The organism is Streptomyces sp. NPDC047061 (assembly GCF_040643955.1).
Taxonomy (GTDB): domain Bacteria; phylum Actinomycetota; class Actinomycetes; order Streptomycetales; family Streptomycetaceae; genus Streptomyces.
Map to the genome: position 1 here is coordinate 1 of NZ_JBEYVI010000055.1, position 18790 is coordinate 18790.

The 18790-nt window shown below is 69.3% G+C and carries 16 protein-coding genes; 9 read left to right on the forward strand and 7 right to left on the reverse strand.

What is annotated here, in order from left to right; translation table 11 throughout:
- The first annotated feature begins 724 nt into the window (after positions 1 to 724).
- From ABZ887_RS45320 to ABZ887_RS45345, 6 genes are all read left to right on the forward strand, one after another.
- Positions 725 to 2065 carry a MarR family transcriptional regulator gene (locus tag ABZ887_RS45320; RefSeq protein ID WP_361304390.1) on the forward strand — a complete coding sequence of 447 codons (1341 nt, stop codon included), beginning with the start codon at positions 725 to 727 and terminating at the stop codon, positions 2063 to 2065.
- The gene (locus tag ABZ887_RS45325) at positions 2062 to 2634 is read left to right on the forward strand and encodes a helix-turn-helix domain containing protein (RefSeq protein WP_361304393.1); all 573 of its coding nucleotides are present in this window, start codon (positions 2062 to 2064) and stop codon (positions 2632 to 2634) included. Before ABZ887_RS45320 ends, ABZ887_RS45325 begins: the two co-directional genes overlap by 4 nt.
- Positions 2631 to 2795, forward strand: coding sequence for a hypothetical protein (locus ABZ887_RS45330; RefSeq protein ID WP_361304396.1), 165 nt, complete (start codon positions 2631 to 2633; stop codon positions 2793 to 2795). Before ABZ887_RS45325 ends, ABZ887_RS45330 begins: the two co-directional genes overlap by 4 nt.
- Complete coding sequence (locus tag ABZ887_RS45335) at positions 2792 to 3508, forward strand: ParA family protein (RefSeq protein WP_361304399.1); 717 nt, start codon at positions 2792 to 2794, stop codon at positions 3506 to 3508. The genes ABZ887_RS45330 and ABZ887_RS45335 overlap by 4 nt, the downstream gene beginning before the upstream one ends.
- The gene (locus ABZ887_RS45340; protein ID WP_361304402.1) at positions 3505 to 4359 is read left to right on the forward strand and encodes a hypothetical protein; all 855 of its coding nucleotides are present in this window, start codon (positions 3505 to 3507) and stop codon (positions 4357 to 4359) included. Before ABZ887_RS45335 ends, ABZ887_RS45340 begins: the two co-directional genes overlap by 4 nt.
- 121 nt (positions 4360 to 4480) lie before the next feature.
- Positions 4481 to 4792 carry a hypothetical protein gene (locus ABZ887_RS45345; RefSeq protein WP_361304405.1) on the forward strand — a complete coding sequence of 104 codons (312 nt, stop codon included), beginning with the start codon at positions 4481 to 4483 and terminating at the stop codon, positions 4790 to 4792.
- Between the two features lie 186 nt (positions 4793 to 4978).
- Here ABZ887_RS45345 and ABZ887_RS45350 read toward each other — a convergent pair whose 3' ends face one another.
- The 3 genes from ABZ887_RS45350 to ABZ887_RS45360 form a co-directional block, all read right to left on the reverse strand.
- Positions 4979 to 6211, reverse strand: a complete 1233-nt coding sequence (locus ABZ887_RS45350) for an MFS transporter (RefSeq protein WP_361304408.1) — start codon at positions 6209 to 6211, stop codon at positions 4979 to 4981.
- Positions 6212 to 6416: 205 nt separating this feature from the next.
- Positions 6417 to 6788 carry a cupin domain-containing protein gene (locus tag ABZ887_RS45355; RefSeq protein WP_361304411.1) on the reverse strand — a complete coding sequence of 124 codons (372 nt, stop codon included), beginning with the start codon at positions 6786 to 6788 and terminating at the stop codon, positions 6417 to 6419.
- 50 nt (positions 6789 to 6838) lie between these two features.
- Positions 6839 to 7489 (reverse strand): TetR/AcrR family transcriptional regulator, encoded by a 651-nt coding sequence (locus ABZ887_RS45360; RefSeq protein ID WP_361304414.1) that lies wholly within the window; start codon positions 7487 to 7489, stop codon positions 6839 to 6841.
- 248 nt (positions 7490 to 7737) lie between these two features.
- On the opposite strand from ABZ887_RS45360, the gene ABZ887_RS45365 reads away from it, so the two are divergent.
- A complete protein-coding gene (locus ABZ887_RS45365; RefSeq protein WP_361304417.1) occupies positions 7738 to 10455 on the forward strand; it encodes an FAD-binding and (Fe-S)-binding domain-containing protein in 2718 nt (905 codons plus the stop codon).
- A gap of 76 nt (positions 10456 to 10531) precedes the next feature.
- Here ABZ887_RS45365 and ABZ887_RS45370 read toward each other — a convergent pair whose 3' ends face one another.
- From ABZ887_RS45370 to ABZ887_RS45385, 4 genes are all read right to left on the reverse strand, one after another.
- A complete protein-coding gene (locus ABZ887_RS45370; protein ID WP_361304420.1) occupies positions 10532 to 11419 on the reverse strand; it encodes a fumarylacetoacetate hydrolase family protein in 888 nt (295 codons plus the stop codon).
- A 110-nt stretch (positions 11420 to 11529) separates the two neighbouring features.
- Positions 11530 to 12900 (reverse strand): NAD-dependent succinate-semialdehyde dehydrogenase, encoded by a 1371-nt coding sequence (locus tag ABZ887_RS45375; protein ID WP_361304423.1) that lies wholly within the window; start codon positions 12898 to 12900, stop codon positions 11530 to 11532.
- A 34-nt stretch (positions 12901 to 12934) separates the two neighbouring features.
- Positions 12935 to 14557, reverse strand: a complete 1623-nt coding sequence (locus ABZ887_RS45380) for an NAD(P)/FAD-dependent oxidoreductase (protein WP_361304426.1) — start codon at positions 14555 to 14557, stop codon at positions 12935 to 12937.
- A gap of 231 nt (positions 14558 to 14788) precedes the next feature.
- Positions 14789 to 15709 carry a LysR substrate-binding domain-containing protein gene (locus ABZ887_RS45385; protein WP_361304429.1) on the reverse strand — a complete coding sequence of 307 codons (921 nt, stop codon included), beginning with the start codon at positions 15707 to 15709 and terminating at the stop codon, positions 14789 to 14791.
- Positions 15710 to 16038: 329 nt separating this feature from the next.
- Here ABZ887_RS45385 and ABZ887_RS45390 point away from each other — a divergent pair, with 329 nt between their 5' ends.
- Positions 16039 to 17022 (forward strand): C-terminal binding protein, encoded by a 984-nt coding sequence (locus ABZ887_RS45390; RefSeq protein WP_361304432.1) that lies wholly within the window; start codon positions 16039 to 16041, stop codon positions 17020 to 17022.
- Between the two features lie 230 nt (positions 17023 to 17252).
- The gene (locus ABZ887_RS45395; protein ID WP_361304435.1) at positions 17253 to 18680 is read left to right on the forward strand and encodes an APC family permease; all 1428 of its coding nucleotides are present in this window, start codon (positions 17253 to 17255) and stop codon (positions 18678 to 18680) included.
- Positions 18681 to 18790 lie beyond the last annotated feature (110 nt).

An 18790-nucleotide genomic window follows, 5' to 3' on the forward strand; every position in this document is an offset into this window, starting at 1 on the left:
GCATGAATGAGAGACGGAAACGACGATACCCACGGCTCGGATTCGACCCGGATTCGACCCCACGAGTTTGTTTAGCCGATAAACATACGCCCTGACCTGCGAAAATGCAGAGCGGCAGACGAGTCGGGCTGTACGCCGGGTATTCCTGAGCACCCTTCTGACCTGCGCTTTTGCGGGCCGTATCGGTTGTGACCTGCTAGGACGGGTTGCAGAGGCGATCGGAGGCAGTCAGAGGAAACCGCTCTGATTCGACCCGGGTTCGACCCGAGCTGCTCGGAGCCAGTCAGAGGCAATCGCCCTCTGCTTGGCCCCGAATCAGCCGAGGTCAGGACCGTGTCGAACTGGTAAGGACTCCTCTGGCGGCCCTCCGAGTCGTACTCGGTCGAGCCGCGATGGGGACGCCTGCCTCTGATGCGGGGGCCAGGCATACGAAGGCCTCCAGGACGGCAATCCTGGAGGCTTCGCCTGGCACCGATTGGAGGTCGGTTCCGGACACCACCCGTGGTTTTAGCGGGCCTCGGTGGCGTCCACGTCCTTGCGAGACGACCCCACAGTGCCCCACCACACCCACCAGGCAGACCCATCCCAACGACCCATTCACCCGAGCGAGCGACTGGGGCTTCACCGGCTGTCTCCGGCTGCGGCTGACCTGGTTCTGCTCGGAGACCTCACCGGCCGCTACGCGGCGGGAAGCTACAGCAGGCTCGGCTCCGACCGTCGGAGCGTGGTCCTGCGCGCGGACCGTCAGGGCGCGGCCGAGCACGGTCACCGGATCACCGCGGCCATCGCCTGCCACGTGGCCCGTGCCGGCGGTACCGTCGACCAGCTCACGCAGCTCCTGCTGCACCCCGAGCACGAAGGCGGACGGCACACCCGGCACATTGCGCTGCGTTCCGGGCAGTCGCGCGCCCTGGACTACATCCGCCGGGTGTGGGCCAGCGCCTCGGACGCGATCAGCACCACCATCGCGCTGAGTTCCCGGCACGAGGCGTACGAAGTCCTCGCCGCACTGCGCGACCGGATCGAAACGACACCGTGGCGCGGGGAGCGGGGACGGACCGCGCTGCGGGTGCTGCGGGCGCACCTGAACTTCGCCGAGACCGCCGGCGGGCCCCTGCACCTCGCCAGTGAGCGGCAGACCGCGGAGGAAGCCGGGGTCTCCCGCACGACCCTGCGGGTCGTCTACGAGACGGTCCTCCGGCCACGGGGCTGGCTGCGGCGTCTGCGGGTGGGCCATGGCAGGGAGGGCTCGACCTGGTATCTGGGCAACGGCGACGGCAAGATCCCCGACCGCGGTGGCCCGGCTCTGCTGTCTCGTTTCCGGTCCACTCAGTTCCCCCCCGACCCGGCACTTGAGGAGTGGACCACCCCTGAGACGGCCACGACGGCCGACATCGACTCCACCGTTCTCGGCCGCCTGATGGGCCACGACGCCTTCGCACACCACGCCCTCGGCAGCGCCGCCCTCCTGATCATCAGCGCCCTGCACCAGCACCCCCACCAGACCGCTGCCGAACTCGTCGATACGTCCTCGGTCTCCCGCGCCACCACCTACCGGACCCTGCGACGCCTCGCCGACCACGGCCTCGTCCAGCACACCGGGGAGACCTGGACCCTCGCGCCACATGCTCTGGAGGGCTTCGGTATCCGCCTCCCGGACGCCGACAACGGCCGCACCACAGCGCCGGCACAGGGCTGGGACAAGGTCGCCGAGCAACACGGCACCTGGGGAATCGCGACCAGGCGGAAGGCCCTGCACGCGGCCGAGCGGGCGGTCTACCAGGAGGCACTGAACCGGCTTGCGGAGCACCGCAGCAGGGCTGTGGTGATCGTCCGCGACGGCCGTCAAGTCCTGGTGCCAGTGCCGCGTCCCGACGAGATCCCACCGCCGTGGCACGCCCCGGGCGGGCGGGTCATCGACCCGGTCACCGGTCGTCCGGCCGCCGACTGGCGCATCGCCACCGACGGCCGCCTGATCCTCATCACGCCCGCCGACCAGCGCAGCTACGACGAGCTGTCTGCTGCCCATGCCGAAGCCCTCAGCGAATGGGAGTCCGTCGCATGAACCCACATCCCCCGGTCACGCCCGACACGAGCAAAGCGGTGACGCCCCAAGCCCTGCGCGAGCAGTACGAGTCCGGTGCCACGGTCGACGAACTCGTCACCGCCAGCGGCCTGTCCTACGGCACCGTCCTCAACCGGCTGCACGACGCCGGAACCGTCATGCGCACCTCCTGGCAGACCCGCCGGATGCAGCAGAACCCACAAGCCCGCAGGCGACTCGCGGCCCGTCTGCGCACCCTGTACGAGCAGCACGGCGCAACCCTCACCGAACTCGCCACGGCAGCAGGAGAGACGAGGCGCGGTGCCCGGCGCCTGCTGATCGAGGCCGGCGGCACCGTGCGCACCAGCCAGCAGACCCTGCGGATGCGCGCCGCAGCACGGGCCGCCGAACGGCACAAGGTCGCGCTGTCCCTGCGCACACGGTACGAGGCCGGAGCCACGGTGCCGGAACTCGCCAGGGAGCACAGCTACTCCGTCGCCACCGTCTATCGGCTCCTGCACCAAGCAGGCACCCGCATGCGGCCCCAGCACAAGCACGGCCCGGCCCGCGACACGAGGGAGCGGCCATGAGCCCCCACATCCGCATGGGTGTTCCCCACCCTGCCTGGCAGATCAAGAAGGCGGCCGTGGCCGGCCGCGGCAAGCCAGCACGGGCACCCCCGTCGTCGACCCGCTCGCTGACGCGCACAACACGACACCCCTTCCAGTTTCAGGAGATCAAGCACACGTGAACGAGAACGCCCGTCACAAGACCCTGGCCGCAGCCACAGAACACGACCGAGACGCCTTCGTCATCGTCCTCGGCATGCTCAAGGGCGGCACCGGCAAAACCACCTCAGCCTGGTTCATCGCCCTCTACTACGCCGTCGTCCTCAACCTGCCGACGCTCTTGCTGGACGCCGACGCCACCAGCCAGTCCGCCTACGACTGGTTCAAGGTCGCCCAGGCCGCCGGCTTCGAGATTCCCGAGAACCTGATCGTCGAGCGGTACCCGTTCGACGACATCGCCGAGTACATCCGTGCCAAGCGCGCCGAGTTCGGCGCGATCGTGGTCGACGCCGGCGGCGGCAGCGCCCGCATCTTCCACGAGGCTGTCACCGAAGCGAACCTGCTGCTCGTGCCGGTCGCCCCCACCAAGATCGAGCGCCGCAAGCTCGTGGCCACCTTCGACGAGGCCGAGCGCGCCGCCGCACGCAACGAACACGGCGTCACCGCCCACGTCGTCATGGTCAAGGCCGACGACCGCACCAGCCTGCCCGGCCGGGCAAAAGACCAGCTCCTCGACCCCGCCGAGGGCGAGGGCATCGGCCCGGAACGCGACGAGGCGTTCCCGCTCGCCGAGACCACCATCCACTCCTGGGTGCACTACATGGAGGCCTTCGGCGAGATCCCGACCGAGCTGAGCGAGTACGCCAAGCTGATGAAGGAGCTGACCGCAGCATGACCGAACGCATGAAGCCCCCAGCCCGACGTACGGGCGGTCGTGCCTTGGGCGGAGCCAGGAAGACGACCCCTCCGCCTCCTCCCCCGGCCGCCGAGCTCACCCCCGAGCAGTACGCTGCCGAACAGGCCGCCGCCCCGGGCGAAGGCCGTCCCGCAGCCAGCAAGCCGCAGGTTCAGCCCGCTCCTTCCACCGTTCCCAACCCCGAGGGGTCGGCACAGGGCCGGGCCGAGGCGATGCCCAAAGTGGCACAGACCGCCGCCCAGCCGACTGCCGAGGCACCGAGCGGCCCCGTCCCGGAGCCGGCCGCCAGTCAGCCAGTTCGCCCGGCCGTCGCCGCCACCGAGGCGGGGACGGAATCCGCCGGTCAGCCGGTGGAGCGGCAGGTATCGCCTGCACTCCCAGTCGCCGAGCCCGCAGCACCTGCCATCCAGCCCACGCAGCCAGCCGAAACCGTTGTGCAGCACGGCACGTCCGCGGCTCCTGGCGCAGCCTGGGGCGCCGAGGTGGCGCTTCGCCCTGCAGATTCTCCGACGGCAGGCGGCAACGGGTTCCCGGTGAGGACCGATGTTCCGCAGGCTCACCAGGAACAGGCTGCGCAATCGCAGGCAGCGCCCAGCGAAGGAACACCGTGGGCTCAGGGATCCGGCCGTCCCAAGGACATTCCTGAGACCGCCGTCGTTCTCAACCAGCGCATCATCGCGCGCGAGAGTCTCGACTCGTCGGTCCCCGCGGCGCTGAAGCTGAAGAAGCGGCTCAAGCGCTTCGCGCTGGACAACGAACTCGACCACCTGCCCATCGGCGACATCGTCTCGGTCGCACTGGACGAGTGGCTCACCACCCGCGGGTTCTGACCCGACCGCCAGGCACAGGGCGGCCACCCTCACGCAAGGGGCGGCCGCCCCTTGCCGACTATTCCAATAACCCAATAGGCGGATAGCTATCCACCTAACCAGATCGACCGGAGCAACTCACGTGCCTGATCACTCCCCCTACGCCCGCCGACTACGTGAAATCGCCGACGCGCTCGACGCCGAGCCCCAGCCGACCGATGACGTTCTCACGCCGCACCCGGACACCCTGGACGTCATCAGAAACCGGCACACCAAACGCGGACAGTTCAACCACGCCGTCCCCGAAGTCCTCCAGCTCCAGCGCCGGATCCGCCGCTACAACGCCGACACAGGCCTCCCCCACGGCGACATCGTCGCCCTCGCCCTCGACACCTGGCTCCGTGTAAAGGGCTACCCGCCCGGCCCCGCCTCGACCGGGCTGGAAACGCCATGACCGAACAACCCGACAACTGGGTCCGGCGGGTCAGCTCTCGTGGGCGTCGCGCGTGGGAAACGTAGTGGTGTCCACCGTCACACGCTCCCCACCGACGGGGAGAAAGGGGGACCGGATCTGTAGGCGAGTTCCTCGGACTCCTGCCGACGGCTGCCTGACCGGATGTGGCGCGCCTGCCTGCCCGGGTCAGGCGTCGTCAGCGGTCGCGGGAGCGTCGGCGTCACGGGCGGACACCGCGGCCACGCTGGGCCGGGTCTCGACCGCGGGGGCGAGGAAGGCCGCACAGCCGACGCAGGCGAGGACGATGAGCATGGCGAGGCGCAGGCCGAGGTGGTCGCCGAGGAATCCGAGGCCGGGCGGCCCAACGAGGAAGGCGACGTAGCCGATGATGGCGACCAGACTGACCCGAGCCGTCGAATCGGGGCCGGACTCCCCGGCCGCCGAGAGTGCGAGGGGGAAACCGAGCGAGGCGCCCAGCCCCCACAACAGCACGGCGGCTCCTGCGAGGACGGCGTTGTCGGAGACGATCACAAGGAGCAGGCCGAGTGCCCCGGACACGGCACTGGCCCTGACGACGACGGCGCGGCCGAAGCGGTTCACAAAGAACGTGCCGGAGAAGCGGCCCAGTGTCATCGCGGCGGCGAATCCCGCGTAGACGAGAGAACCCGATGTGGCGTCCATGCCGTGCCCGTCGACCATGAGCAGCGGCAGCCAGTCGTTGGCCGAGCCCTCGGAGAGCGCCATCGCCAGCACGATCGCACCGATGAGGAGGAGCTTCCCGTCCCTCCACACCGCCGGGCGGTGGTGCCCTCCACCATCTGCTCCGCGCGGTTCCTCGGGGAGGACACGGCCGGTGCCCTCCGGGATGGCGCGCGCCGAACAGAGGTAGAGTCCCGCGGCGAGCGGAACGACCGCCGCGAGGTGCCACTGCACCGGCACCCCGGCCGCCGTCGCTGCCATGCCCGCACCGGATCCGACCACCGTGCCCAGGCTGAAGAAGCCGTGCAGGGCGGGCAGGGTGGTCCTGCCACTGACCCGTTCCACGTCCGCTCCGTCTACGTTGACGGCGACGTCACCGACACCCAGACCGGAACCGAAAACGCACAGTCCCGCGGCCACCACCACTGCCGACGCGGCGAGACTGCCGACGCTGATCACGGCCATCCCAGCCATGAGCAGCCATGTCCCCCAAGCGATCACGCGCCGCGTCCCGAACACCGCCACCAGCCGCCCGGATAAGGAGATCCCGGCCATGGAGCCGAGCGACAGCCCGAACAGCACCAGCCCCATCTGTGCGGTGGACACGTCCAGGCGGTCCCGGATCGCGGGCGTGCGGGTCACCCACGACGCCATCGCGATTCCGGCCAGCAGGAAAAGCAGAAACAGCGCGTGACGGCGCCGACGCACGGACTGGTCCATGAGAATGCTTCTCCGAGGGGTGAGACAGCTGTCGGCCGGGCATCGGCACCCACCCGGTTCGGATCAATGTACATGCCCGCTCCCGGCCGCGAGAAAGCGCTTGCAATTGCTTCGGACCACCTCTGCCGCAGGCGCGGCGCGGCTCGTCCGTCTGCTGCTTCGACGATCCGATGCAGCCGCTGCCAGGGGGTCCGCCGGAGCTCTCCTACGGCTGCTCCAGTCGCGTGTATGCGTGCACGCGGCTTTCCAGCCCCTGCGGGTTGGGGCCGTAGACGGCGAGCATACGGGCATACTCCGGCGCCCAATAACGCCCGACGCTGCCGGCCGGGACCCGGATCACGTCGCCCGTGACCGCGTCGACGGTCTCTCCGTCGCACTCGACGAACAGGTGGCCTTCCAGGACGTAGTTGAACTCGTCGTGCGGATGCTCGTCCGTCCATGATTCGCCCCGCAGTTCCCACTCCATGAGGGCGACTTCCGGTCGGCGGCCCTCACCCGGCGACACGAAGGCGTGGCCTCTGGGCCAGTTCTCCTTCCGGCGGGCGAGAGGTCCGGAGGGGTATTTCCGCGGCGTCATCGTCTGTCCATTCCTCTGGCCTTCACGGGAGCTTCGATGGCGGCCGGTCCTCAGTCCTTCGCGACTTCCAGCAGAGCGAGGGTCGCGGTGCGCGCCTTCTCGACCAGCGCTGCGAGCGAGCGCGGCCTGCCGTCCCACATGGCCCAGCGGTTCGCGCCTTCGAGGACCGTCATAGCGAGCTTGACCTGCTGGACCGAAGGGCCGAAGCCCATGTCCTCGGCCGCGGCGCGGAAGAGCGCCTCGTACAGGTCGACCCAGGCGTCGACCTCCTCGCGGAGTTCCGTCGGGAGGAAGTGGACGACATGGTCGGTCGCCACCAGCAGGTCCCAGAGGTTGCTTTCAGGAAGCTGGATCTGCCGGGTCAGGTGGACATGCACCATGCGGCGCCAGCCCTCCCTGGGGTCGGAGACACCTCGCACCTCGTCGAGCACGGCGATGCCGAACTTGTAGAAGTGCCAGCGGAGGGACTCGGCGACGATCTCGTCGCGGCCGTCCGGGAAGTGGTTGTACAGGCTCGGGGCCTTGATCGCCATCTCCCTGGCGATCATGCGCATGGTGACCGAGTTGAACCCGTTCTCGGTGGCGAGCCGGAGGAACACCTCGAGGATCGTCCGCCGGGACGCGCTCTGGCTGCTCCAGTCGAGCTTGCCCAGGTGCTGGCCGAACTCCTCGACAGCGCCGGGCCACCGTTCCTTGCCCACCGACTTCTCCTTTGCCGCCGTCCGGGACGGGACGTCGAAAACTACCTTACGTTAGTGAGGTCCACCCCGTCGCGCCTCATCACGCTCCGCACGGCAGTAGCGAAGCTACCTTACGTTAGTTAGTCTGAAGTATGCCGATCCACGCACATCCCGCATCCGACGAATCCCGGGAAGGCTCATCGACGGCCCCTCGCGATGACCTCGCCGCCGCCCTTCGCGCGGCCGGAGTCGAGTTCGACGACTCGCCGGTGACCCGAGCGCTGTACTCCTCCGACGCGAGCCTGTACCGCGTCGTCCCGTCCGCGGTCGTCAGGGCACGGAACGCGGAGGACGTGATCGCCGCGCATGGGGTGGCGCGTGAGCTGCGGGTTCCGGTCACGATGCGCGGTGCGGGCACGAGCATCGCCGGCAACGCGGTCGGAAGCGGCCTCGTCATCGACACCCGCCGGTTCAACCGGATCCTCGACATCGACCCCGTCGCGCGTACGGCACGCGTGGAGCCTGGGGTGGTGCACGCAGACCTGCAGCGGGCGGCGGCGCCGCACGGACTGCGGTTCGGTCCGGATCCGTCCTCGCACAGCCGCTGCACGGTCGGCGGAATGATAGGGAACAACGCCTGCGGGTCGCGGGCGCTGGGCTACGGCCGGACGGTGGACAACGTCGAGTCGCTGCGCGTGCTCTACGGGAACGGCGAACTGGCCCTGGAGCAGGGTGGTCGGCCCGGCGGCGTCACCGCGGCGCGGCTCGCGGCCGTCGGGGAGGCGAACCTGGCCCATCTGCGGACCGAGTTCGGCCGCTTCGGCCGCCAGATCAGCGGCTACAGCCTGGAGCACCTGCTCCCCGAGAGGCGCCGCGTCGACCGGTTCCTCGTCGGCAGCGAGGGGTCGCTCGCCACGGTCCTCGAAGCCACCGTCCGGCTCGTCGACGACCGGGTCGAACGCAGGATGCTGGTGCTCGGCTACCCGACGATGGCCGACGCGGCCGATGCCGTACCGGCCCTGCTCGCCGCGGCGCCGGGGCGTCTCGTCGCGTGCGAGGGCATGGACTCACGCATCGTCGGTCTGGTGCGCGAGAAGGGTTCGCCCGTCCCCGACCTGCCACGGGGAAGCGGCTGGCTGTTCGCGGAGGTCGCGGGCGAGGACGCGTCGGACGCGATACTTCTGCTCGTCGCGGCCGGCGCCGCGCTGGACACCAGGATCGTCGACGACCCGCGTGAGGCAGCTGCTCTGTGGCGCATCCGCGAGGACGGCGCCGGGCTCGCGGGCCGGTCGCTGCCGACGCCGGCGTACGGAGGCTGGGAGGACGCAGCCGTTCCGCCGGAGAACCTGGGCGCTTGGCTGCGCGACTTCGAGGAACTTCTGCGGGAGCATGGCCTTCAGGGCATTCCGTACGGGCATTTCGGCGACGGTTGCATCCACTGCCGCATCGACTTCCCGTTCCGGCCCGGCGACCCGGCTTCGGCCGGGGTGTTCCGCGACTTCATGACCGCCTGCGCGAAGCGGCTGCGTGACTACGGCGGCACGCTGTCGGGGGAGCACGGCGACGGCCGGGTCCGAGGCGAGCTGCTGCCCCTGATGTACGACGAGACGTCCCTCGCCCTGTTCCGGCAGGTCAAGGCGGTCTGCGACCCCGACGGCATCCTCAACCCGGGGATCATCGCCGACCCGGTTCCGATCACCGACGATCTGCGTCCTGTACGCCCTCAGGCACCGGTGCGCTCCGGTCTGCGGCTGGTGCACGACGACGGGGACCTCGGTGCCGCGGTGCACCGTTGCACGGGCGTCGGGAAGTGCGTGGCGCCGAAGACCGCCGGGGTGATGTGCCCGTCCTATCTCGCCACCAGGGACGAGCGGGACTCCACCCGTGGCCGTGCCCGGGTGCTCCAGGAAGCGCTCGACGGCGGGCTCCTGCGCGGCGGTCTGAGCGACCCGGCCGTCGCCGAGGCACTCGACCTGTGCCTGGCGTGCAAGGGATGCTCGAGCGACTGCCCGAGCGGCGTCGACATGGCCACCTACAAGAGTGAGGTCCTGCACCAGCGGCACGACGTCGCCGGGATGAGACGGCCTAGGTCGCACGTGTTCCTCGGGCAGCTCCCCAAGTGGGCCCGCCTCACCGCGCCGCTGGCGCCGCTGACCAACCTGCTGCTGCGCGTCAGGCCGCTCGCCGGTCTGGCCAAGTGGGTCGCCGGGGTCGACCGCCGGAGGTCCCTGCCACGGTTCGCCTCCCCCACGCTGCGACGGGCGACGGACACCTCCCGGGTGGCGGACGCACCGGCCGACGTGCTGATCTGGGCCGACTCCTTCACCGACCACTTCTTCCCGGAGTCCGGCCTGGCGGCGATCCGGTTCCTGAAGTCGCACGGCCTCGTGGTCCGCGTCATCCAGGAGGACGCCTGCTGCGGCCTGACCTGGATCACGACCGGCCAGCTCGACCACGCGCGGGCCCTCGTCGCGCGGACCGTGGGAACGCTCGCGCACTACGTCCGCAGCGGGATCCCGGTGATGGCTCTGGAGCCGTCCTGCCTCGCCACGCTGCGCAGCGACGCGCGGGAGCTGTGCGACTCCGAGGAGACCGACGTGGTGGCGTCGGGGGTGCTGAGCTTCGCCGAGCTCGTCGAGCGCCTCGACCTGACGCTGCCCGACCTGACTGGTGTGGAGGTGGTGGCGCAGCCGCACTGCCACCACAGCGCGGTCATCGGCTGGGACACCGACCAGCGTCTGCTGGAGCGGGCGGGGGCGACCGTCACCAAGGTGCCGGGGTGCTGCGGCCTGGCGGGCAACTTCGGTGTGGAGAAGGGACATTACGAGGTCAGCGTCGCGGTGGCCGAGTCGCACCTCCTCCCGGCGGTGCGGGCTCACTCGGACGCGGTGGTCCTGGCGGACGGCATGTCCTGCCGCATCCAGCTGGGTGACCTGGCCGGTGTGCCGACTCTGCATCTGGCGGAGCTGTTGGCTTCGCGCGGCTGAGGCCCGGGACGACTGATGAAACGCGTTTGCGGAGCCGGCCCCTGGGGCCGGCTCCGCGAACGTGAGAGGGGGGGGTTCAGACGACCTGGTTGCTCAGCACCCCGATCTTCTCCAGGCGGACCTCGACCTTGTCGCCGGGGCGCAGCCACAGGGGCGGATTCCGCTTCGCGCCGATGCCCTCGGGCGTACCGGTGGCGATGACGTCGCCGGGGCTCAGGGTGAGGAACTGGCTGACGTAGGAGATGATCCTGGCGATCGGGAAGATCATGTACTTCGTGTTGGAGCCCTGGACCCGGCTGCCGTTGACGAACGTCTCGATGTCCAGGCTCTGCGGGTCGCCGATCTCGTCCAGGGTGACGATCGCCGGTCCGAACGGCGTGGCCCGGTCCACGGCCTTGCCCGCGAGCCACTGTGTGCCGCGGTACTGCAGGTCGCGCGCGGTGATGTCGTTCAGGACGGACAGACCGGCGACGTACGACAGCGCGTCGCTCTCGTCGACACGACCACACTCCTTGCCGATGACGACGGCGAGTTCACCCTCGAAGTCGAGGTTGTCGGTCACGTCGGACCGGTCGATGCTGTCGTAGGGGCCGATGAGGCTGCTGGCGAACTTGGCAAACAGGTCGGGGTGGGTGGGCATGGCGCGGCCGGTCTCGCCGACGTGGTCGGAGTAGTTCAGGCCGACGCAGAGCACCTTGAGCGGGTCGGTGACCGGCGGGCCGAGGACCACGGAGTCCAGACTCCCCACAGCCTCCGGGGTTCCGCCGTCGAGGACCGGTCCGACGGCTGCGGCGATCTGGGGCAACTGGCCGCCGTGCTCCTGGAGGAAGGCGCGGACGGACGGCAGGTCCGAGGAGGCCCGGCGGCCGGCAGCCCAGAGCGCGGCGTTGAGGTCGAACACCTGGTCGCCGTGGAGGACGCCCGGCTTCCAACCGGTACCGCGGTCGTAGGAAACGAGCTTCATGGCATGTCCTTCGGGGGTGAGTCGTAGGGCGGGACGTGTGCCGTTCACGGCTGCGCCCTGCCCGCCGGGGAGGGTTGCGGGCAGGGCGCCGTGTGAGGGCCGAAAAACCGTCAGGAGAGGCGGACGGTCTTCTTGTTGGCGAACTCGTCGAGGCCCAGGCGGCCGAGCTCGCGGCCGATCCCGGATGCCTTGACGCCGCCGAACGGCATGTCGGGCTGGCTGCGGATGAGGGTGTTGAGGCCGACCATGCCGACCTCGAGCCGCTCGGCGATGTCGGCGGCCAGGTCCTCGTCGCGGGTGAAGACGGCCGAACCGAGCCCGAAGCGGGAGTCGTTCGCCAGCGCGACGGCCTCCTCGACGGAGTCGACCTTGTACACGACCGCGACGGGGCCGAAGAGTTCCTCGCCGTAGGCCCGCATGTCCGGGGTGACGTCCGTCAGGACGGTGGCCGGGTAGAAGGCACCGGGGCCGTCGGGGACCACGCCGCCGAGGTGCAGCCGAGCGCCCTTGGCCACGGCGTCCGCGACCTGCTCGGCGATCTCCGTCCGGCCGGACGCGGACGCCATCGGGCCGATGCGGGTCTCCGGGTCCAGCGGATCGCCCGTGTTCCACTGCCGGGCGCGGGCGACGAATCCCTCGAGGAAGCGGTCGTAGACGTCGCTGTGGACGATCATCCGCTTGGAGGAGGTGCAGGACTGGCCCGCGTTGCTGAACCGGCCCGTCGCGGCCAGGTCGAGCGCGAGGTCGAGGTCGGCGTCGGACAGGACGATGAACGGGTCCGAGCCGCCGAGTTCGAGGACGCACTTCTTGAGATGCCGGCCGGCCTGGGTGGCCACGATCCGGCCGGCCTCCTCCGAGCCGGTCAGCGAGACGCCCTGGAGGCGGTCGTCGGCGATGAGGTCGCCGATCTGCGAGGACGACACGATGAGGTTCTCGTAGACGCCCTTCGGGGTGCTCGCGTCGGCGATGACGGCGTCGATGAGCAGCGCCGTGCGGGTGCAGGAGCGGGCGTGCTTGAGGAGGACCGTATTCCCGAGCAGCAGGTTGGGGGCGACGAAACGCGCCACCTGGTAGAGCGGGAAGTTCCACGGCATGATCCCGAGCACCGGGCCCGTGGGGGCAGTGCGGACGACGGCCCGTCCGCCGGCCTTGACCTCGATGACCTCGTCGGCCAGCAGCTGGGCACCGGAGCGGGCGTAGTACTCGTAGATCGACGCCGAGAGGGCGATCTCGCCCTCGGCCTGGGCGAGCGGCTTGCCCATCTCGGTCGCCATGGCCTCGGCGAGTTCGGCGCTTCGCTCGCGGTGGAGTTCGGCGATGCGGGCCAGGACGGCGACCCGGTCGTCGAGGGACACGCCGGCCCAGTCGCGGTAGGCGTCGGTGGCACGGGTGAGCGCCGCGGTGACCTCGGTGTCGGTCATCATCGTGTACTCGGCGAGCACCTCGCCGTTCAGCGGCGAGACGGTCTTGTACGTGTGCATGGCTTGCTTCTCCAAACCGCTTGCGGGGGGGTGGTCAGACCACGGACGGGACGCGGACCTCGTAGCTGGGGTATCCCTGGGCTGCCTCGGCCTCGGAGATCGCGATGAACTTGTCGAGGCCGCCGACGTAGAAGTTGGCGGTGCGGGCCTTGCGCTTGCCGGGGATGTTGTTGCCGAAGATCCACGAGCCGGTCTCCAGGAACAGGGAGCCCTTGAGTTCGTCGAGGCAGGTCCGCAGCCAGTTCTCCTCGGCCTCCTCGCGCAGCCGGATGGAGGCGCCGTGGGTGTCCTTGACGGTCTTGACTGCCTGGGCGATCCACTTGGCCTGGACGCCGATGGCGGAGGGGAGGTTGACGAACGGGCCGTTGGGGCCGAGGACCATGAACAGGTTCGGGAAGCCGGACACGGCCATGCCCATGTGGGTGCGCGGGGCGTCGGCCCAGTGCTCCTGGAGGGTCCTGCCGCCCGTTCCGCGGATGGACATGTTGCGGTAACTGCCCTCGACGGCGTCGAAGCCGGTCGCCAGGACCAGGACGTCGAGTTCGTGCAGGATGCCGTCCTCGGTGACGATGCCGCCCGCCACGAACTCCGCGATGGGGTTCTCCCGCGTGCTGACGAGGGTGACGTTGGGCCTGTTGAACATCTCGAAGTACCCTGAGTCGCAGATGGGGCGGCGGGCGAACAGCTCGGTGGGGGTGAGCTTGTACGCCGTCTCCTCATCCTTGACGATCTCCCTGATCTTCCGCTTGATGAAGTCCGCGGCGAGCTCGTTGGCGGCACGGTCGCTGGTGACGTCGCAGAAAGTCTCGTTGGCGAAGGTGTAGTTGCCGCCCTTGCGCCAGGCCCACTCGAAGATGGCCTCGCGCTCCTCCTCGGAGACGCTCCAGATGCTGCGCGTGGTCTCGTCGATACCGAAGCCGATCTTGGAGGTGCGGAACTCCTCCCAGCGGTCCTCGCAGGTGGCCTTGAACTGCTCCAGCTCCGCCTCGGACCACTCGCGGTTGCCGGCGGGGACGGAGTACTGGGCGGTGCGCTGGAACGTGGTCAGGTGCGCGGCGGTCTTGGCGGCCTCGGTCATGAACTGGATGCCGGTGGAGCCGTTGCCGATGACGCCGATGCGCAGGCCGGCGATGTCGAGGTCCTCGGGCCAGTCGGCGGTGTGGACGATGCGGCCCTCGAACCGGTCGATGCCGGGGAAGTCGGGGATGTTGATCTGGGAGAGCAGCCCGGCGGCGGTGATCAGGAAGCGGGCGCGGAACCCTCCCTGGTCGGTGACGACGTGCCAGCGTGCGTCCTCCTCGTCGAAGGCCGCGCTGATCAGCGTGGTGTCGAGCTGGATACGGGAGCGCAGGTTCCAGAAGTCGACGGCGTCCTCGACGTACTGGCGGATCTGGGGTGCGGGGACGTAGCGGGTGCGCCAGTCGGTCCGCTGGAACAGTTCCTTGTCGTAGGGCAGCTGGTACATGAAGCTCTGCGTGTCGGAAAGGGCACCCGGGTAGCGGTTCCAGTACCACGTGCCCCCGACCTTCGGCGCCTTGTCGATCGCGATCGCGTCGAGGCCAGCGTCGGCGGTGAGTGTACGCAGGGCCATGACACCGCCCAAGCCGGTTCCGACAACGAGTGCGTCGATTTCGCGCACGGTTTCTTCGCTGCCCATGGATGCTCCTTTGCGGGGTCTCGCGCACAGAAAAACGACTCGACCGGCGGGGCGAGTACCGCATTGTTCTGCGCGGCCATTCGTTTCCCCGATATTGCCGGGGAGAGTCGAGTACGATTTCGACAACGCGACGTTACTTCTCGGAAATGTTCAGCACCAGACGGAATTGATGCGAAGGCCACGGGTGATTGTTTCCGGAACCGGAACAATCGGTGCGGCCAAGAGCGAGGTTCAGGCTGCGACCGTCGGCCGGTCCTGGTGCAGACGGCGGCGCAGGTGACCGAGCGCGGCCGCGACGGGCGGGGTGACCGCCCCGGATCTCCACGCGGCGCGCAGGTGCACATCGGGCACGAGTTCGCATTCGCGTTGGGCGAGCGGGACGAAGACGACGTTGGGGTTGGTCGTCGACCGGGCGACGGACCGCAGGGCGAGGTGGCAGCCGACCTCGGCTCCGACCAGCGCCAGACAGGAGGGGGTGTCAGGGGCGAACTGGACGTTGTTGACACCGCCGGCGCCGTGGGCGTAGCCGAGGCGCCAGAGCCGGTCGGTGGTGACCGAGCCGGTGGCGTAGGGCAGGGAGACGAACGGCTCGGCGGCCACGTCCCGGAAACCGACGACCTGGGCTCCGGCGAGCCGGTGGGCCCGGGGCACCGCGACGACGAGTGAATCGCTGATCAGGACCTCGCTGTCGAGGCCGGGCGGCAGGTTGTCGAAGCGGCCGAGACCGACGTCCACCTCCTCGTCGAGGAGGCGGCGGATCGTCGGCCTGGACACGGCCTGCGAGGTCAGATCGAGGCGGATACCGGGATGGTCCGCGCGCATGCCCCGGGAGAGCGCGGCCACCAGGGGGTGTGCCGCGACCCCGCAGAACTCGACACGGACGGTGCCGGACTCACCGGAGACGGCGGCACCGACGGCGGACTCGGCGCAGGACACCGCCTCCAGTACGGCGCGGGCGGGCTGGACGAGGGCCTGGCCGGCCGGCGTGAGGGAGACCGAACGTGTGTTGCGCTCGAACAGGCGGGCGCCGAGATCTCCCTCCAGGGCCTGGATGGTGCGACTGAGGGGCGCCTGGGCCATGAAGAGTTGCTCCGCGGCGCGTCCGAAGTGCAGGTGTTCGGCGACCGCGAGGAAAGCCTGAAGTTGTCGCACGTTCACGGTCGTACACCTCCGGTTGCGATGCTCGACACCCAGCCTATGCTTACGACCGTTAGTTCGCTAGAGTTCGAAAGGAACGGGTTGCGGAGCACCGCACCAGCGATCTTGGGTGATCCCGCGCCATGGCTTGAGCCTCGCGGAGACCAATCCGGTTTCGACAACACACTGTTCCCAATCGAGTCCTATTCCGATCCCGTGCGGACGGAGTCGTTGACGGATCATTCGGCCGTCCTTACGTTTCATTTCACTTTCCACACGAACACGTTTAGGCGCCCTGAGATCACGGCTGCCGAACACCTTCGCCCTGATCCGAGAGGGTTGAAATGTCACTTGCAAGCAGCACCGAAATACCGGCCCGCATCCCCGATCGTGCCGGTGGCCTGCTCCTTGTCGGTCCTCAGCAGTACCCGAGCCTGGAGCGGGAGCGGGCACTGGCCGAGGAGTTCGGGCTGGAGTTCGCGGTGGCGGCGGACCGGAAGGCCTTCCGTGCGTCGATCCCGGAGGCGACCGTGGTGCTGGTGACCCCGTACGCGCCCGTGGAGGCCCAGGACTTCGCCGCGATGAAGAAGTGCGTCGCCGTGGTGAGGTACGGCATCGGCTACGACAACATCGACGTGTCGGCCGCCCGGACGACGGGTGTCCCGGTCGCGATCGTGCCGGGTGCCGCGACCGAGGAGGTCGCGTCGCACGCCCTCACCATGGGCCTGCTGCTGGCGCGGCGCATCCCGGCGGGCCAGTCGGCCATCGCTGCCGGCCAGTGGGCCGGCAGCGTCGGAATGGACACGCCACGGTTCTCCCAGCTGGACGTCGCGGTCGTGGGCATGGGCCGGATCGGCCGCCAGGTAGCCCGGTGGTACGCCGCCCTCGGCACGAACGTCCGCGCCTACGACCCGTTCGCGACCTTCGACTCGGTACCGGCCGCGCCGCTGAAGGAACTGCTCGAACAGTCCGACGTGGTGTCGCTGCACCTGCCGTTGTCGGCCGAGACCCGCAACCTGGTGTCGACCGAGGTCATCCGCCGTATGCGGCCCCGCTCGGTCCTCGTCAACGTCTCACGCGGCGGGCTCGTCGACGAGGCCGCGCTGGCGGACGCGCTGCGCTCCGGCCACCTGGCAGGCGCGGGTCTGGACACCTTCACAACCGAGCCACTGCCGGCGGATCACGTGCTGCGCGACGTGCCGAACCTGGTGATGACCCCGCACGTCGCGTGGCGGTCCGACCTGGCCATGGACGCACTCCAGGAGGCCGTAGTGCTGCGCGCCCGGCAGGCGCTGACAGGCAAGCCGCTGTCGGACCTGGTCACCTGACCGGGCCGGCCCCTCGCCACGGCCACCTCCCCCCACTCCAGAACGTCTGCGCGGGCACCGGCCGGCGCAGCGAGCTCCACGCGGTGAGCGCGTACCTGAACAGGACGGGCGTTCCCCAGGGAGGCGACACCAACCCCAACCGGCCCCGCGGTAGCTCGGGTGGGCCCCACCAGGAAGAGAAACTCATGGCAAGACACGAGCAGGTCCCCACCGTGAGTGGTGAAAGACGAATGGCTGAAGTCGTGGAAGAGCCGCGGCGTCTGCAGGGCAACATGGGCGTCGGTGAGCTCGCCATGAGCGTGCTCGCGTTCTCCGCGCCCCTGACCACGGTGGCGGGCTTCATCCCGGTGCTGCTGATGTTCGGCGGCAAGACGGGACCGGCGATCTACATCGTGGCGACGGTCATACTCATGGTCTTCTGTGTCGGCTTCACCCTGATGGGCCGCGCCGTTCCGAACCCGGGAGGCTTCTACGCCTTCGTGACCCAGGGGCTCGGACGTCCGGCCGGACTGGGCGGCGCGTTCCTGGCGACGTTCGGCTACTTCATGATCGGGTTCTTCGCCCCGCCGTTCTTCGCCATCACCGTCCAGAGCTACGTGGAGAAGAACCTCCACGGTCCGCACATCGCGTGGGGCTGGTACGCGCTGGCGATCGTCGCGGTGACCACCGCGCTGGCCTACCGGCGCATCGACCTGTCCGCGAAGGTGCTGACCGCGGTCATGGTGCTCGAAGTGATCGTCGTCATCGTCTTCGACGTCGCGTCGTTCCTCCACGGCGCGCCGTCCGGCTCCGGGGGCCCCTCCCTCGGCGTACCGTGGGTCACCGACCCCAACATCGGTCTCGCGCTCCTGTTCGTGGTCGGCAACTTCTTCGGGTTCGAGGCGACCGTGATCTTCCGCGAGGAGGTCAAGGACCCCGACAGGACCATCCCCCGGGCCACCTACCTGTCCGTGGCAGGCATCGGCGTCTTCTACGCCCTGGCCGCATGGGCCTACATCGCCTTCACCGGCGCGGACAAGGCGCAGGCGGCCGCCACGGCCAACACCGGTGGAATGTTCACCGACGCGCTGACCGTGCTGGTCGGCAAGACCGTGGTCGACATCGTCACCGTGCTGCTGATGACCTCGATCCTGGCGTCGATGCTGTCCATCCACAACGTCACGGCGCGCTACATGTACTCGCTCGGCACGGACGGTGTGGTGCCGACGGTTCTGGGCAAGGTGCACCCCCGGCACGGGTCGCCGTACGTCGCCGCGTCCATCATCGGTGCGCTGTGGGCCGTCGGCGTGGTCCTCTTCGTGACCCTGGGCAGCGACCCGAACGTGCTGTACGCCCGGGCGTCCGGCATCGGTTCCTTCGCGATCCTGCTGCTCCTGTTCGCGGCGAGCGTAGCGGTGTTCGTGTACTTCCGTCGCAACCCGTCGCAGGAACCCGTGTGGAAGACCGCCGTCTCACCGCTCCTGTCGGCCCTCGGTATCGGCGTGGTGGCGTATCTCGCGGTGATCAACTACTCGGACCTGCTCGGCGGTTCCGGATTCGTCACGTCGTTCTTCCTGATCTTCACCTTCGCGCTGTTCCTGATCGGGATGGCCGTCGCGCGAGTCCTGCGGAGCCGGCGTCCCGAGGTGTACCAGCGCATCGGCCGCCAGGAACTGTGACCTCGTGTTACGTGCGACCGCGACGGTAGGTGGTTCGCTTACACGACAGGGAAGGGCCGGCACGCCGGCCCTTCCCTGTACCGACAATCGCCCCCTCTGTACTAACAACC

Coding starts and splice junctions, on each gene's coding strand:
- ABZ887_RS45325 (WP_361304393.1), top strand. CDS start 2,062: ATGAACCCACATCCCCCGGTCACGCCCGACACGAGCAAAGCGGTGACG.
- ABZ887_RS45330 (WP_361304396.1), top strand. CDS start 2,631: ATGAGCCCCCACATCCGCATGGGTGTTCCCCACCCTGCCTGGCAGATC.
- ABZ887_RS45340 (WP_361304402.1), top strand. CDS start 3,505: ATGACCGAACGCATGAAGCCCCCAGCCCGACGTACGGGCGGTCGTGCC.
- ABZ887_RS45350 (WP_361304408.1), bottom strand. CDS start 6,211: ATGGACCAGTCCGTGCGTCGGCGCCGTCACGCGCTGTTTCTGCTTTTC.
- ABZ887_RS45355 (WP_361304411.1), bottom strand. CDS start 6,788: ATGACGCCGCGGAAATACCCCTCCGGACCTCTCGCCCGCCGGAAGGAG.
- ABZ887_RS45370 (WP_361304420.1), bottom strand. CDS start 11,419: ATGAAGCTCGTTTCCTACGACCGCGGTACCGGTTGGAAGCCGGGCGTC.
- ABZ887_RS45375 (WP_361304423.1), bottom strand. CDS start 12,900: ATGCACACGTACAAGACCGTCTCGCCGCTGAACGGCGAGGTGCTCGCC.
- ABZ887_RS45380 (WP_361304426.1), bottom strand. CDS start 14,557: ATGGGCAGCGAAGAAACCGTGCGCGAAATCGACGCACTCGTTGTCGGA.
- ABZ887_RS45390 (WP_361304432.1), top strand. CDS start 16,039: ATGTCACTTGCAAGCAGCACCGAAATACCGGCCCGCATCCCCGATCGT.
- ABZ887_RS45395 (WP_361304435.1), top strand. CDS start 17,253: ATGGCTGAAGTCGTGGAAGAGCCGCGGCGTCTGCAGGGCAACATGGGC.